Source organism: Streptomyces sp. NPDC043996 (genome assembly GCF_056435225.1).
Map to the genome: position 1 here is coordinate 14,368 of NZ_JBWKEY010000006.1, position 15,043 is coordinate 29,410.

Sequence of the window (15,043 nt, forward strand, 5' to 3'; positions counted from 1 at the left end):
CCTGCCCGATCCCGAGGGAGCGGACACCACGACTCGCGACGGGGCGCGGGGGAACTCTCCCGCCGTGGTCAGCGCTTCACGCGGTAGCGAAGGTAGACGACCCGCGAGTTGAACGTGCGGGTCTCGACGAGTTCGAGGTCCACCTGGCGTTCGTGCCGGGGGAAGTACGGGATGCCGCCGCCGACCAGCACCGGGTAGACCACGGTCCGGTACTCGTCGATCAGACCCGCCGCGGCCGCCTCGGCGGCGAGGGTCGCGCCGCCGATCGCGATCTCGCCCTCGCCCGGCTCGGCCCGCAGCCGCTCGATCTCCTCCGCCACGGTGCCCGAGGCCAGTCGGGCATGGCCCCGCACCTCCGACAGCGTGGTGGAGAACACCACCTTGGGCAGCGGATTCCAGAGCGCGGCCCACTCGAGCTGGTCGGCGTCGAGTGCCGGGTCCTGCTCGGCGGTCTCCCAGTACAGCATCGTCTCGTACAGCCGTCGTCCCAGCAGGTGGACGCCGACCCCGCGGATCTCGTCGATCCAGAAGCGGAAGACGTCGTCGTCGGGCGCCGTCCAGTCGAAGCCGCCGTCCGGCCCGACGATGTAGCCGTCGAGCGAGACGCCCATCGAATAGGTCACGCTGCGCATCAGAGGGCCTCCTCGGTAGAGGCTTCGACGATACGACCGCCGCACGCCGGAGGCTCAGCGGGGCGCGCGGCCTCGGCGATCGACGCGTTCGCCCCGTCAGGCGGGCTTCCCACGCGTCCCTGGAGGCGCGGAGGGGCGGCCGCGCGCGGCGGTCACACGGTTCCGTACCTCCGGAGTACCTCGTCACTTCTGGAGGACTTCGTCGGCGGCTCGTTCGCCGGAGCGGATCGCGCCCTCGATGTAACCGGCCCACTCGGTGGCGGTCTCGCTCCCGGCCCAGTGGACGCGCCCTACGGGGGTGCGCAGCGCCGAGCCGACGGTGGTGAGGACCCCTGGCGGGAAGTAGGCGTTGTAGCCGCCGCGGCAGTACGCGTCGTCGGCCCAGTTCTTCTCCCGCCAGTCGACGGTGTGGGCCGCGCGCGGTCCGTAGGCGCGTACGAGGGAGCGGAGCATCGCCGCCCGGCGTTCCCCGGGGTCCAGCCGGGCCAGTTCCTGGGCCGCGCGTCCCGTGGCGAGTGTGCACAGCAGGCCCGGTCCGCCCGGGCGCGAGACGTCGAAGGTCATGGGGCCGTCCAGGCCGAGCGCGAGGCCGGAGAGTCCTTCCGCACGCCAGAACGGGTCGTCGTACACGGCGAACGTCTTGAGCGCGGAGCCCATCGGCATGCGCTGGGTCAGCTGGTCGCGGACCGCGGGCAGGCGCGGGGTGTAGTGGATGCGGCCCGCCAGGGGCGGGGGGATCGCGACGATCGCGCGTTCGGCCCGGAGACCGGCGACGAGGACCGCGTCGCCGGTGTCGTGGAGGGATGTCACGGGCGTGTTCAGGCGTAGGGCGTCGCCGAGTTCGGCCGCGATCGACCGGGCGGGGCCGTCCGCGCCCTGGGTGAAGAGCGCGGCCGCCGTCTCGGCTTCCGCACCGGCTCTGACTCCGTCGGTGCCGCGGATGGCGGTGATGAGGGCGAGCATGGACACGCTCGCCACATCGACGCAGAGTTCCGTGCCGAGGACCGCCTCGGCGAGTCGGCGGGCCTGGGGCACGGGGAGCCGACGGCGCAGCCAGGTGGCGATGGTGGTGGAGTCGAGGAGCTGTGCCTCGGAGGTGGTGAGGGTGCGCTTGGCGAGTCGGTCCAGTTTCCACAGCGCCGCGGCGAGGAGCGCGGTCGCGTGCGGGGGCAGCGGAGGGACCGCTCCGGTGTAGCGGCGGGGCGAGGCCTTGGACAGGAACAGGTGGTCGCCCCGCGTGTGGCCGGTGAAGGTCTTCGCGTCGTACGCGCGGGCCAGCGCGGAGAACCGGGTGTGAGCGGGGGCGATCCACTGGCCGCCCAGGTCGACGGCCCAGTCTCCGCGAAGGCGTGCGGTGAGGGTCCGGCCGCCGACGCGGTCACTCGCTTCCAGGACGACGACGTCGGCCCCGGCCGCGCGGAGTCGGCGTGCGGCGCACAGGCCCGCGTACCCGGCGCCGACCACCACGACATCGTGCATCTCGACCCCATCCCCGTAGTGCAACAGGCGTTTTACAACGAGCGTTGCACGAAGTGTGCGGGGCGTGCAACAGTGCTCGTGTGCCTCGCCAGGTTGATCACACAGCTCGCCGTCGTGACGTCGCGGCCGCGGTCCTGAGGATCGCTGCCGAGCGCGGTTTCCGCGAGGTCACCATCCGGGCCGTCGCCGCGGCGGTCGGTGCCTCCACCTCGCAGGTCACGCACTATGTCAGCGGCCGCGACGAACTGCTCAGGATCGCCGTGCGGCGCGAGGTCCAGACCCGGCAGGCCCAGATCGTCGAGCTGCTCGCGGGCAGCGAGCGGCCCATGCGCGCGCTGGTGGAGTGGGCGGTGCTCGGCCCTGACCCCGACGCCCAGCGGACCTGGCTGGCGATCGTCCTCGGCGCGCGGACCGAGCCGGTCGTGCGCGCCGAACTCGACGAGTTCATCAGCTGGTGGGGCGCGGTGGTGCGACGCCTGGCTGGGAGTCCCGGCAGGGCGGACGTGGTCGACGTACTGGTCGACGGCCTGGTCCTGGTCGGATTCGAGTCGCCTGGGGACTGGCCACCCGAGCGGCGGCTGCGGGTGGTGGACGCGGTCCTCGCGCCCATGGGCGTGTGAGGGCGGGCGGTTCACCCACGGGCGGTGACGGCGGACAGGCCTGTGGCCGAGGGGCGAGCCGCCCCTGTACGTGCGTCTGGTGTTCCTACGTCTGGTCGGTGAGGTCGATCCCGTTGTCGACGCCCGCGCCGTCGATCCCGAACTTCCCCGTGTTGCCGTACCTGTCCCAAGCGGTGATCACCGGGCTGAAGTACACCCGCCACGTGTGTATCGGCCCGTTCGGTATGTGCCAGCCGTTGCCGCCGGTGGTGGAGTGCACCCAGGTGAAACACAGGTACTGATCCGGATAGGGCCGGTCGTAGATCTTCGCGTAGTCCGACCACTTGTTCCCGTCGGGGAAGTTGACGATCTTCCCGCCGAATCCGTCGTACGTGTTGTACGCGCTCTCGTGGGGTTCCTGGTACCAGACGTAGGAGCCGTAGAAGTTCTTGTGGTGGCTGTCGGGCGTGATGTCGCACGCGAAGAACCCCTCGTAGCCGGGGTCGCTCCAGTAGCCGGACACCGAGAAGGTGACGAAGTAGTTGTCTGTGGACTTCAGGGACAGGTAGTAGTTCCACGCCTGCGTAACCACGTACTTGGTGTCGCCTTCGGACTGGGTCGACGTCCTTGAGTAGTCCCAGTTGACGTCCGACCTCCGGTAGGTGATGCCTACCAGCGGGTTGAGCGTGACCTTTCCTTCGAAGGCGCCTGACCCCGCCGTGGTGGCATAGACCTTCCCGGTGTCGGTCTTGACCCAGGCGGCGATCGGCTTCTGGCTCACCCCGGGCCAGCAGCTCACATAGAACGTGAATTTCTGGGTTCCGTCATCCAGGAGCTCGGTCTCGAAGGACTGGCCCGCTCCGGGGACGTGATGGAAATGCTGGTTCTCGTTGTTCGTGAAGCACCAGTCCGAGTGGCCCTGCCAGTTGAGCTTGGTGCCGGTGACGTAGTCGACGAGGTTCACCTGGTTCGGCCAGGATATGGTCCCGTCGTAGGTGTTGCCGTTCTCGTCGGTGGGTTTGACGCTGATGGTCACGGCGACCTGGTTCCGGCCGTTCGCGTAGATGCTGGCGGCGTTGCCACCGGTCTCGAGCATCACCGAGAGCTTGGACACTCCTGCCCATTGGGTCATGTGCGGTCTCCTTCGCGGTCCGTGTGACGTGGCGCCCAGGGCGCCTAATCCTTGGTGAACGAAACGGTGGGGAGCAGACCCAGGATCTCCTGGAGGGCCTGGTCGTTGCGGCTGTAGCAGAACGCCGCGATGATCTCGGCGTTGGGGCGCGACAGGATCGCCTCCAGGTCGCCCCGTGTCATCGTGGGGAGGTTGTGGGCCTTCACGAACACGTGCGGGTTCTCTCGGTTCATCGTCCTCGCCAGGTCCACGTCCTCCTCCAGGAAACGTGCCTTGGCGTGTCCTAGACCTCGGTCCCCGGCGCGTGCGCCGTGGGTGCCGGACAGGATGTGGATTTCCCGCACGTCGGCGCGTGTCCGTGCGGTCCTGGCGGTCTCCTCGACCATGGACGGCGTAGCCCGGTAGACGGTGGTCCAGATCGCGTTGCGGTGCCCGGGGTTGGGGGTGCGCGTGAAGTACCTCTCGCTGTTGTACTCGCCGTGCATGTCCTGGGGAATCCGGACGATCAGCGGCCCGCCGTCGGGCCTTGCGATGATCGTCGGGTAAGTGTCCTCGAGGCCTCGGGTGGTTTCACCCGCGAGTTGAGGGGCGCGCTCGCTGAGACCGGTGGCGGTGCGGCCGAAGGCGGCACCGGCTTCGGCCAGACCGGCGACGCCGGTGCCCAGAGAGACCCAGCCGAGGACGGACGAGGCCTTGGGCGAGGCCGCTTCGAGGGCGCCGCTGGCGATGCTGGTGACGTCGGAGGCGACGCCCAGGGTGCCGACGACGAGCGTCGTGGTGGAGGCGGCGCTGAGGGCCGCGAGGACTCCGCCCGCCGCGACGATGGCCATGCCGCCGGTGACGACGGTGAGGGCGAGCCCCGCGACGCCGAGCCCGATGCCGAGCCAGGCCTGCCAGCTGAGGTGGCCGGAAGGGTCGACGCGGTTGACGGGGTCACCGGCGCAGTAGGCGTAAGGGTTGATGCCGCCCGCCCCGAACGGGCTCAGGGGGTCGGGTGTGGTGAAGCGCTGGAGCGCGGGGTGGTAGGTGCGGGTGCCGTTGCCGAGGTGGTAGCAGCCGGTCGCCGGGTCGGTGCGTTGGCCGGTGTAGCCGAGGATGCCGTCGGTGGGTTGGAGCGGGCGCTGCCCGTAGGGGGTGTAGGCGTACTGGTCCTGCCGGGTGGCGGACGCCGCCACCCGTACGGTCTGGGTCCTGTCCGCCCCCAGGAGTCGGGTGGGCTGCTGGTCGCCAGGGCAGCGCTGGGCTACAGGTGTGGTGCCGAAGTGCAGGAGGCGGGCGGGCTTGTCGTCCTCGGTGACGGTGGCGAGGGTTTCGCCGCGGTAGGACAGGACGCTGGTTGGGCCGCCCTGGGTGGTCTGGGTCAGGAGCCGGTTGAGCGGGTCGTATCCGTAGGTGGCGGTCTGGCCGGTGGACTGGTGGCGGCCGAGGGGGTCGTAGCGCAGGGTGCGTCCGGCGTCGTCGGTGGTCAGCCGTCCGGCCGCGTCGTAGGCCAGGCTGATCTCACGGGAGGGGCTGGTGCGGCTGACGCCCGTCAGCTGGCAGGGGTCGAGTGAGTTGTCGTAGTGGTACGTGGCCGTGTCGGAGCCGCCGTCGACGAACTCGGTCCGGCAGTCGGTGATGTTGCCGAAGCTGTCGTACTGGAACGTCTGCGCGGTGACCTGGCGGCCGTGCTCGTCCAGCGGGGGGACGGGCCCCTGACAGGCGTAGCCGGTGAGGCGGTTACGGCTGTCGTAGCTGAAGCTCTCCTCGCGTACCAGCGAGAGGTTCTGGTAGGACTTCCTGTGGCTCAGGAGATCGTTGTCCTGCCACTCCTGGGTTTGCTTCCAGACCTCGGTGCCGCCGGAGCCCTTCGTGGCGTAGGTGAAGCTGCGTTCCACCTCGCGGCCGAGGTCGTCCAGGGTCAGCGCGGTGGTGAGCGTGTCTCCCGACTGGCGGTCTTGGACGGTCCACCCGGTCAGGCGGCTCGCGGAGTCGTAGGTCGGCCGCAGCACCCGCACGTCCGGGTCCGCGATCTCCTCGAACCGGCCGAGTCGGTCCCGGGTGGTCCGCCGCGTTGCGCCGTCCACCCCTGTGTAGCCGCATTCGTTGCCGCCGAGCGTGAACTGCCACGTCGCGGTGGTGTCGGGACGGCCGGCCTGGGCGATGGTCTCGCTCCGCGGCAGCCCCGACGGGTAGTAGCCGCGCGTGAGGGTGACCTCGCCTTCCCGCGCTTCGGTCGGGAAACCGGTCACGGGGTGGGGAGTGAGGTCCTGAACGAGGGGGTCGGCCTTGACCTGCGACAGGGCGTTGTCGAGCTGAGGGACGACCGCGTATCCGCGCCGCTGCCCGTCGGGCATGGTCGCCGAGTCCGGGATGACGTCGCTGGCGTGGGCGTAGTCGTAAGTCCAGGTGCGGCCGCCGGAACTGGTGGCGGTCAGCCTGCCCAGTTCGTCGAAGGTCTGCTGGCCGTAGACGGCCTTGCCCACGGTGAGTTCCGTGGCGAGCGCGCCGGGTCCGCGCGGGATGTCGTACGCGCGTGAGACGTGGGTGCCGTCCGGCAGCGTGGTCAGGGTGAGCAGGCCGCGGGCGTTGTAGTCGAAGTGCGTGGTGGCGTGGACCTCGTCGGTCTCCCGGCGGACCCTGCCCCAGCCGTCACGGTCCAGCGTGCGGGCGCCCAGGGAGGCCCCTCGCAGGGTGAACCGTTCCACCTTCACCGGCTCGCCGCGCAGGTTGTGCGTCGTCACCGTCGTTCCCGTGACCGGGCTGCCGTCGCCCTGTAGTTGGGCGGTGGTCGTCAGGGCGATGGGATCGGTCCGGGTGACGACGGTGGAGCCGTTGGCGGACTCGGTGGCCGACACCTGGCCCCAGTCGTCGTGGACGAAGGTCTCGGTCAGGTCCACGGCCGTGCTGCCGTCGGGCAGATAGTCGAGGTGGGTGACCGACGAGGGGCGGCCCTGCTCGTCGTAGGTCATCCGCTGGATGACGTGCCAGCCGCCGTCGCCGTCAACGGCCTTGCGCTCGCGCTGGAGGGGCCGCCCCGCACCGTCGAAGCTCACCCGGACCTGTTCGCCCGGCTCGTTGATGTCGGTGGACATCATGGGGGAAGCGGACGTCACCACGAACGGGGCGCCGCCGCCCCTCTCGTACGCGTACGTCTCTTCCGCCTGGTACGGGGTCCCGGGACGCACGGTGCGACGCAGTATCCGGCCCAGTCCGTCATAGGTGACGGCCACACCGCCGCCCTGTGCATCGGTGGCCGACCACAGGCGCCCGGTGAACCGCGAGCGCCGTTCCGACCGCGTCACCGTGAGCCCGGCGCCGGTCGCCAACGTGTGGGTCTGGGACAGCGCTTCCCCGTCCACCGAGAAGCCAAAGGTGTGGGTCGAACTGACGGGGACGAGCGGGTTGCCCTCGTCGCCGCCCAGCGTCTCGACCACCTTGAGGCTCTGGACGCGGCCGAACTCATCACCCGAGGTGACGTACTGGAAGTCCACCGCCGACAGCGTCTGGTCACCGGCGGACCGCGTCTCCTGGGACTTCAGCACCACAGCGTTCACGCGCGGTTCCGGAGCGGTGTACGACGCGTACCGGTAGGACACGGTGGCGGCGGGCGCGTCGAACGCGGTGGCCGACGGCGTCCGGGTGACCTGCTTGAGCGCGCGCGTGAACCCGTGGGGATCGGGCGGACAGTCCGAGCCGCTCCCCTCCACTGGATAGAACGTCCAATCTAGTCGGCTTCCGTCCGGATCGGTGCGGCTCAGCGGATTTCCCTGCTCGTCGAAACTGGTCGACGTGACCTCGCTGCGCGTGTTTCTGGCCGGGTCGGTCCAGGTGACCGTGCGCTGCGCCGGGAGCTGGAACTGAGCGGGCTGCTCATCGAAAGACAGGCCGGTCCGCGCGTAGTACTCGGTGTGAACCTGCCGGGAGAAGCCGTTCTGCGCCGTCGTCTCGTCCACCAGGAGGTGATACGAGTTATAGGTACGGGTGGTCGTGCGGGTCTTTCCCTGGCAGGTCCGGGACTCCGTGGAACCGTAGGTGTAGTCGGCGAGGACTCCGTACAGGTTGTCGGAGTCGGCATCGCAACTCGCGCCGGAGAAGCCGCCGACGAAGTTGGTGGAGGTGTACTCGTAGGTCGCCTCGATGGCTGGCTGCCCGCCGCCGGGCAGCTGCTGGAACCGGACCACGCGCGGCAGCGGCGGCAGGTCGCAGCTCTGCGGGAACTGATGGCCGTCGCTGGCGTAGGAGACCACCTCGGACAGTCCGCTGGGCGTGCTCACTTCGGTGAGCCAGGAACCCCACCCTCCCTGATCACCCATCACACCGTACGAGAAGACCCACTCCAGCGGATCGCCCGTGCCGAGCCCGAGGTGGCGCACCTTCCACAGCTGGTCGTTCTGCAGCCAGAACTCCACGTCGTAGCCCTCGGAGTGACCGGGAAGAACGTGCAGGGTGTGCTGGGCGTCATCCTCCAGGTCCACGGTCAGCAGCGTGTCGCTCTCATCCTTGATCTCCTGGAGGCGGGGCTGCGCGCCGCTGAAGTCCCACCCGAGCGTCAAGCGGTGTCCCGAAGGCGTGAGGAGCGTGGTGGGCACCTTGAGGCTGAACGCGTTCTGAGGGCCGGTCAGGATCTCCACCTTACCGGACTTGTGCACGATCTCGTACAGATTGCTGTCCTCGTCCTTGGTGACGTGGACCGTGTCGAGCTTCTTCTGCCGCGGAATCACCTTCGTATCGGTCTCGACGACCTTGTACCGCTCACCTGTGGAAAGCACCAGCAGGGCGTTGTCGGTGTCATACGTCGTGAGCCTCGTTCCGAAACCGCGCCCGAACCCGATGTCGGAACCCGTGAGGGGCGAATAGCCAAGGACCAGCGGCAGCGATGGGCCGAGATTCCGATTGCCCACGAGATGGCCCAGCGTGATCCGGACGTGGTAAAGACCCGTGCGGGGATCCACGCCGCCCGCCACCGAACTCTCGAAATTGGTGGCCTGCGTGAAAAATGAAGACGCTGACGGCATGCTCCACCCTCCCCTGAACAGAAGCCGACCCGGTCGGATGCCCCGGGGTCCGGCTGGATGTCTTGGCGGGAGGCGCTGCTGCGCTGCCCGGTGGGCGCCAGGTCAGTCGGATGACGGTGGTTCGGGCCCGCGGAGAGAGAACCGCTCTTGACGAACTGTCTGTACGTGCCCGGCAGTCCGAGCACTGTACCGGCCTCCACGGAGGGTGTCCCTGGCTGTGCTTGAGCCGCGCAACCAAACGGCGCGTTGACGTCGGGTAGCGCGGGGGCGCGTTCAGGGAGCCCGATGGGGTGGAACTGGGCGCTGTGCTGCGGTGAACCAATGGCGGGGGCGGTGCGGTCCAACGATCATGACGCGCCGTGGAGTTGGCGCGGGACGCGGGGGCGACGGGGTTTCCGTGGGTGTGAGGCCGGATCGTCGGCGGCGGGTTTGGCGGCAGCGCGGCGCGCGACACCACCCCGCGCAGGGTCAGTCGAGGGTGTTGTAGAGGTGTGTGAGGTCGAGGGGCGGGAGCTGGGACAGCTCGGCGGCTGCCGTGTTCATGGCGGCGCGGTAGCGCGGGGCGCTCAGGAGCGCGGTGAGCGTGTCGGCGATCTCGCCGCGTCCCGCTGTGACGTCCAGCGCCCGGCCCAGGCCGCCGCGGGCGAACTCGGCGGTGTTGTCGGGCTGGTCGGCTAGGAGGCCCAGGCCCAGGACGGGGGTGGCCGCTTGGACCGCGTCGAGGAGGGAAGCCCGGCCTCCGTGGGTGACGAACAGGTCGGCCCGGTGCAGGAGCGCGGGTTGCGGGGCGTGTTCGACGACCTTGATGTGAGGGCTCGTGCTGGACAGGTGCGGTGCGAGGCCTCCCGCGGAGACGATGGCGCGGCAGCCGAGGGTGTGGAGCGCGGCCATGATCTCCCGGTAGGCGCTTTCGACCACAGCACGCAGCCCGGACATCGTGGTGGTGAGGGTGCCCAGGCTCACGTAGACGAGCGGGCGCGACGGGCGCGGCCAATGGGGGCGGTCCAGCCACTCGGGGAGGACCGTGCGAAAGTCCGCGAGGGTGCGTTGGACCACGCGTGTCGACGGCGGGGGCTTCTTGTAGAACCAGTGGGTCGGCGCGGGCACGAGCAGCGGGGGAAGCGTGGGCGTGTCCTGCTCGTGCTGTTTGTAGAGGGGCAGCAGCGCGGGCTGGATGTGGGTGTCCCAGAGATCCAGGAGCAGCGGGCCGAGGCCGTTGTCGGCCGCGAGCAGGGGCAGTCGCAGGGCCCTGGCGGCGAGGTGCGCGCCGAGGTCGCTGCATTCGGCGATCACCAGATCGGGCCGCCGCCGCGTCCACGCGGTGAGCAGGTCATGGGCTTTGGCCTCGGCGTGTTCGGGCCAGAGGTGGCCGAAGACGTACCGGTTGAAGAGGGCGTTCCCGTGTCTCTGCCAGACCTCGCTGACTGTTTGCTGGAGGGCGGGGGCGCAGGTCCAGTCCGTACCGGCGCCGGAGAAGGCCACGCCGCGTCGCCGGGCTTCGCGGCGGAACATCGGGGGAGCGTGGAGCGTGACCTGATGGCCCTGTTGGAGGGCCGGACAGGTGACGTAGTCCAGTGCGGAGACGTGTGAGGGTATCGGTTCAGCGGTGATCGCTATGCGCAAGGCCACCAGGGCACTCCAAGCTGGTTCGTCGGATCAACGCCCGGGCGGGACCGCGGCCTTGACCGGGCGGGACCGCGGCCTTCGGTCACCTCGGCCGCGCCGCGCCGCGTTGAACGTGCGCCTCGGCGTTCGGCTGACGCGTCGCCGGGGCGGCTCGATCTTGCGGCGTGATCCGTTCCAGCCGCCATCAACCACGGGCAGTCCGGGATGCGGGAACGTCAGGACCGCCCATGACCTGGAGGTATGTGGGCCGCCTGGAACGCGGGGCCGGAACGCCGACCCCGCTTCGGGGCGCCCTTCGCGCGACATGACGACAGGTGTGTGGCGTACGCGGTCAGGGTGCGGCGGCTCTGCCCGGCGGCCCCGTACCTGTCGTGGTGTTCACCAGCTGACTCCCGCCGCCACCGGTATGTGGTCGCTGCCGGTCTCCGGCAGCAGCCATGAGCTCCTCGGCTCCACGCCGCGGACCAGGATCTGGTCGATCCGCGCCACCGGGAACGTCGCTGGCCAGGTGAAGCCGAAGCCGTTGCCGGCCTCTTCCTGGGCCGAGCGCATCCGCGAGGTGATGCCGTCGAGCGCGCCGTCGTCCAGGGTGCCGTTGAGGTCACCGAGCAGTACCACCCGCTCGTTCCGCTCGGCGGCCAGGGCCTCGCCGAGGGCCCGGGCGTTTCTGTCCCGGGATTCGGTCCAGAAGCCTGACCTGGGATTGACCCGTACGGACCCCAGGTGGGCCACGTACACCGCGAGGGGCCCGTGGCGCGTGGCCACCGTGGCGCGCAGCGCCCGCATGTCGGCCGTCTTCGCCTCCGTGGGCTTGGCGTCCCCCAGCGGCCCGACGTCCTGCTGGGTGTCGACCGGCTGGGTGTGGGACAGGGGCAGCTTGCTCCACAGGCCGACCGTGCCCCGCACCGTGTGGTGCGGGTACGCCTTCGCCAGCTCCCTCTCGTACGTGCCCCTGGCCTGGTCGGTGATCTCCTGCAGCGCCAGCACGTCCGCGCCGGACGCGGCCAGGTCGCGGGCGGTGCCGGCCGGGTCGGCGTTGTCGGCGCCGACGTTGTGGCTGGCCACGGTGAGGTCGCCGCCCGACTGGGACTTGTCGATGAGCAGCCCGCCGAACAGGTTCAGCCACACCGTGCCCGGCAGGAGCAGCGCGACCACCGCGGTGGCGGAGCGGCGCCACAGCGCGGCGGCCAGCAGCATCGGGACGCACAGGCCGAACCACGGCAGGAAGGTCTCCACCAGGCTCCCGAGGCCGCCACGGTCGGTGATCCGCGCGTGCGTCAGCATGAGCAGGCCCAGTACGAGCGCCAGTGCCGCGGGCACCGGGCCGCGTTTCCAGGGGCCCGGCCCGGCGAGGGAGCGGCTCACCCGGAGAATGCGTGCACGCCAAACCCCGCCGGTCCCGGTTGTCGGAGCGCCGGCGCCGGAACCTCGCGCGCCGTTCTCGGCCGGGCTGCTGCCCTGCCCGGCCTCCGCCGGGTCCACCCGTGCCATCGTCCGTACTCGCTCGCCGCTGTTCACTGTCGCATCCTCGGGTCCTGGGTGGGGTCGGCATACGTCCGGGGGCAGCCGCGGTCGCTCGCGTCGGTGCGCCATTCGTAGTGCCAGGGTTCGTTGCGATAGATCTGGCACAGCCCGTACTCGGCACCGTGCTCGGACAGCCACGTCGTCGCCGGGGAGTCCCCGATGTCGACGGCCTCTCCCGACACGTGAGGTGATGTCCTCGCGGTGGCCACCCATCGGGCCGCCTCGCGCTCGGACCCGTAGGTGGAGACCGCCTTGCGCAGCAGCTGATTCTGGTACTCCGGGGAGCGCCAGCCGCTGTTGACGTGGAGGACGACCCTGTCGTCCGCGGCGGCCTTCGCGGCCTGGCGGAGGGCCTTGAGCAGTTTCGGATCGAGGCGGGCCACGGCCGGGATCGAGTCGTCGAAGACCGTCACGCCGTCGGGGACGGCGCCGTCGGCCACGCTCGGGGCAGCACGACGCTCGCCTCTGGGCGGATTCGAGGCTGCCGCACCCGGGGGCGAGGCGGAAGGCACGCGGGGCAAGGGAGGCGCGGCGGAGGACGCCCGGGGCGAGGGCCGCGACGCCTGGTAGGCGAGAGCCACCACGGTGATCACCGCCAGGGCGACCACCAGGCCGACGGCGATCAGCCCCCGAACCCGGCGGGGCGGTGTGCGCGCTGACGCTGGGATGCGAGTCATACCGGCAGTGAAGGCGACGCGATGTTCCCGGCACGTATGCGGTTTTCGGTACGCGGGCGATACGTGCTGGCTCGTAGCCTTCAGAGCGTGCGTGTGGTGATCCGCGGGAGCAGGGTCTCGGTGGCCTCTTCCACGAGCAGGGACAGGTCGACCGGCTCTCGGGTGAAGGACCCCTCCGACTGCTGTCGCCCCGGCCTCCGGCTACGTGTCGATGCGGTACCCAGTGCCGGTCACGGTCGCAATGAGCCAGGGTTCGCCGAGGCGTTTGCGCAGGGCCGAGACCGTGATGCGGACGGCGTTGGTGAACGGGTCGGCGTTCTCGTCCCACGCCCGTTCCAGGAGTTCCTCGGCGCTGACGACACCGCCCTCGGCGGCGACGAGGACTTCGAGCACGGCGAACTGTTTCCTGGTCAGGGCGACATAGCGGCCCTCCCGGTAGACCTCGCGGCGGAACGGATCAAGGCGCAGGCCCGCGATCTCCCGTACGGGCGGCCTGTTGTGGGCGCGCCTGCGGTCCAGTGCGCGGAGCCTGAGCACGAGTTCCTGGAGCTCGAAGGGTTTCGTGAGGTAGTCGTCAGCGCCGAGCCCGAACCCGGTGGTCTTGTCGTCGAGCCGGTCGGCGGCGGTGAGCATGAGGATCGGCATACCACTGCCGGAGGCGACGATGCTCTTGGCGATCTCATCGCCGCTCGGTCCGGGAATGTCCCGGTCGAGGACGGCGATGTCGTACGCGTTGACGCCAAGCAGCTCCAGAGCGGTGTCGCCGTTCCCCGCGATGTCCGCCGCGATCGCTGCCAGGCGCAGGCCATCACGGATGGCTTCCGCCAGATAGGGCTCGTCCTCGACGATCAGCACTCGCATGCGCCGAGGCTACGAGCCGCGATGTTGCCTGAGTGTATGGAAAACCGAAATCCGCGAGGGATCGGCGTCAGCCGGTGACGGCCCGTATCTCCCGGTCGATGATCTCCCACAGCGGCACGTCGTCGGTGTTGCCGAGGATGACGCCGACCCACCCGGTGTCCGGGTAGATGTTCCAGCTGGCGCCCGCGCCCGGGTCGCCACCGGCGCGCCCCCACACCCACTGGCCGTTGGTGATGTGGACCGGCAGCGAATAGGCCGCGAACCCCGCGTCGGCGGGGGCCACCCGGCTGTCGCGCAGGCCGCCACCCTGAGGGGGCAGCGGGGCCTTGGCCCCGGTCAGCACGTCGGCGTAGGGCCGGTCCAGGAGCGTGCCGTCGCCCAGTGCTTGGGCGAACCGGACCAGGTCAGGGGCGGTGGCGAAGCCGCCGTCCCCCGGGGCGTCGATGAAGTTGCGGCCCGGGTTCTTGCCCGGTTGGTGGGGGCTCGGGCTGCCCTGGTCCAGGTTGCGGATGGCGTCCACCACGCGGCCGTCGGCCAGCCGCATGTACGGGTGGGCGAGGTGCTGGTCGGTGAGCCACTGCGGTCTGGTGTAGAACGCCGACCCGGTCATCCCCCCGCGCTTGAAGATGTGTTCCTGGACGTAGTCCCAGTACGTCGTGCCGGTGACGGCCTCCACGATCTGCGCGGGGATGGCGACCTCGGCGCCGGAGTGGTCGGTGGGAGTGCCGGGGGCCGACACCAACGTGGCCCGCCGGGCCCACCGTTCGTTGTACTCGCGGACCTCCTCGCGGCTCTGGAAGACGCGCTGCACGTCGACCTCCGGGCTGCTGAGGCCCGAGGTGCCGGAGAGCAGGTGGTGGAGGGTCACCTTCTCGGCGATGTCCTTGGCGAAACCCGTCAGGTACGTGCCCACCGTGTCCCACAGCTTCAGCTTGCCCTGCTGCGCCAGCTGCAAGATGGCCACCGCGCCGAACGGCTTGCCCGCCGAGCTGAGGTAGAACGCGACGCCCTCGTGGTTGCGGACCCCCTTCTCCTTGTCGGCCATGCCGTAGCTGCGCGACAGCACCGTCCGGCCCCGGTGCGACAGCAGCACCACGCCGGAGAACGTGCCCGCCGCGGCCAGCTTCGCCACGTACCGGTCGTAGGCTCCGCCGGGCCGGGTGTCCGGCGGGATGGCGTCGCGACCGGTGCGGGCCGCTTCGGCGCGGCCGGGTCGGGCGGCCGCGGGCACGGCACCGGCCGCCACCGTGCCAGCGGCCGCGAGGCCGCTCCACCCGAGCAGCCGCCGCCGGTTGACGCCACGTAGAGAATCCGCGTTCATGACCACGTCCCCTGTCTGGTCGACTGCCTGATGGACCTTGATCAGCCCGGATCGGCCCTGATCGACCTTGATCGACTCATCGATGAACCGACCGTTGACGCGCGGTGGTCCACGCCTCCACTGAAGCCCGGGGGCCGTTGCGGTGGCGTATGCGGGTTTCGATACGTCCGCGATACACCCCGCCCGCACGTCCCC

At 70.2% G+C, this 15,043-nt stretch carries 10 protein-coding genes; 1 reads left to right on the forward strand and 9 read right to left on the reverse strand.

What is annotated here, in order from left to right; translation table 11 throughout:
- Positions 1 to 68: 68 nt before the first annotated feature.
- Positions 69 to 632 carry a dihydrofolate reductase family protein gene (locus AC07A4_RS17295; protein ID WP_478599021.1) on the reverse strand — a complete coding sequence of 188 codons (564 nt, stop codon included), beginning with the start codon at positions 630 to 632 and terminating at the stop codon, positions 69 to 71.
- A 183-nt stretch (positions 633 to 815) separates the two neighbouring features.
- Positions 816 to 2,216, reverse strand: coding sequence for a flavin monoamine oxidase family protein (locus tag AC07A4_RS17300; protein ID WP_478599920.1), 1,401 nt, complete (start codon positions 2,214 to 2,216; stop codon positions 816 to 818).
- Between AC07A4_RS17300 and AC07A4_RS17305 the strand changes: the two genes are divergently transcribed.
- Positions 2,192 to 2,731: a TetR/AcrR family transcriptional regulator gene (locus tag AC07A4_RS17305; RefSeq protein ID WP_478599023.1), complete on the forward strand. Its 540-nt coding sequence runs from the start codon at positions 2,192 to 2,194 to the stop codon at positions 2,729 to 2,731. The genes AC07A4_RS17300 and AC07A4_RS17305 overlap by 25 nt on opposite strands.
- Positions 2,732 to 2,816: 85 nt before the next feature.
- On the opposite strand, the gene AC07A4_RS17310 is transcribed toward AC07A4_RS17305, so the two are convergent.
- From AC07A4_RS17310 to AC07A4_RS17340, 7 genes are all read right to left on the reverse strand, one after another.
- On the reverse strand, positions 2,817 to 3,842 hold the full coding sequence (locus tag AC07A4_RS17310) for a hypothetical protein (RefSeq protein WP_478599024.1): 1,026 nt from the start codon (positions 3,840 to 3,842) through the stop codon (positions 2,817 to 2,819).
- A gap of 44 nt (positions 3,843 to 3,886) precedes the next feature.
- Positions 3,887 to 8,839, reverse strand: coding sequence for an RHS repeat-associated core domain-containing protein (locus AC07A4_RS17315; RefSeq protein WP_478599026.1), 4,953 nt, complete (start codon positions 8,837 to 8,839; stop codon positions 3,887 to 3,889).
- A gap of 468 nt (positions 8,840 to 9,307) precedes the next feature.
- Entirely contained in the window at positions 9,308 to 10,351 is a 1,044-nt protein-coding gene (locus AC07A4_RS17320) for a glycosyltransferase (RefSeq protein WP_478599029.1), read from the reverse strand.
- A 492-nt stretch (positions 10,352 to 10,843) separates the two neighbouring features.
- The gene (locus tag AC07A4_RS17325) at positions 10,844 to 11,956 is read right to left on the reverse strand and encodes an endonuclease/exonuclease/phosphatase family protein (protein WP_478599922.1); all 1,113 of its coding nucleotides are present in this window, start codon (positions 11,954 to 11,956) and stop codon (positions 10,844 to 10,846) included.
- Positions 11,957 to 11,979: 23 nt separating this feature from the next.
- Complete coding sequence (locus AC07A4_RS17330) at positions 11,980 to 12,666, reverse strand: M15 family metallopeptidase (RefSeq protein ID WP_478599031.1); 687 nt, start codon at positions 12,664 to 12,666, stop codon at positions 11,980 to 11,982.
- A gap of 201 nt (positions 12,667 to 12,867) precedes the next feature.
- Complete coding sequence (locus AC07A4_RS17335; RefSeq protein ID WP_478599034.1) at positions 12,868 to 13,527, reverse strand: response regulator transcription factor; 660 nt, start codon at positions 13,525 to 13,527, stop codon at positions 12,868 to 12,870.
- 67 nt (positions 13,528 to 13,594) lie between these two features.
- Positions 13,595 to 14,848 carry a serine hydrolase domain-containing protein gene (locus AC07A4_RS17340; protein WP_478599036.1) on the reverse strand — a complete coding sequence of 418 codons (1,254 nt, stop codon included), beginning with the start codon at positions 14,846 to 14,848 and terminating at the stop codon, positions 13,595 to 13,597.
- Between the last annotated feature and the right edge of the window lie 195 nt (positions 14,849 to 15,043).

Bases quoted from the DNA above. Each gene is read 5' to 3' on its own strand.
- AC07A4_RS17325 (WP_478599922.1), bottom strand. From the start codon at position 11,956: ATGGCACGGGTGGACCCGGCGGAGGCCGGGCAGGGCAGCAGCCCGGCC.
- AC07A4_RS17330 (WP_478599031.1), bottom strand. From the start codon at position 12,666: ATGACTCGCATCCCAGCGTCAGCGCGCACACCGCCCCGCCGGGTTCGG.
- AC07A4_RS17320 (WP_478599029.1), bottom strand. From the start codon at position 10,351: ATGTTCCGCCGCGAAGCCCGGCGACGCGGCGTGGCCTTCTCCGGCGCC.
- AC07A4_RS17315 (WP_478599026.1), bottom strand. From the start codon at position 8,839: ATGCCGTCAGCGTCTTCATTTTTCACGCAGGCCACCAATTTCGAGAGT.
- AC07A4_RS17340 (WP_478599036.1), bottom strand. From the start codon at position 14,848: ATGAACGCGGATTCTCTACGTGGCGTCAACCGGCGGCGGCTGCTCGGG.
- AC07A4_RS17295 (WP_478599021.1), bottom strand. From the start codon at position 632: ATGCGCAGCGTGACCTATTCGATGGGCGTCTCGCTCGACGGCTACATC.
- AC07A4_RS17335 (WP_478599034.1), bottom strand. From the start codon at position 13,527: ATGCGAGTGCTGATCGTCGAGGACGAGCCCTATCTGGCGGAAGCCATC.
- AC07A4_RS17310 (WP_478599024.1), bottom strand. From the start codon at position 3,842: ATGACCCAATGGGCAGGAGTGTCCAAGCTCTCGGTGATGCTCGAGACC.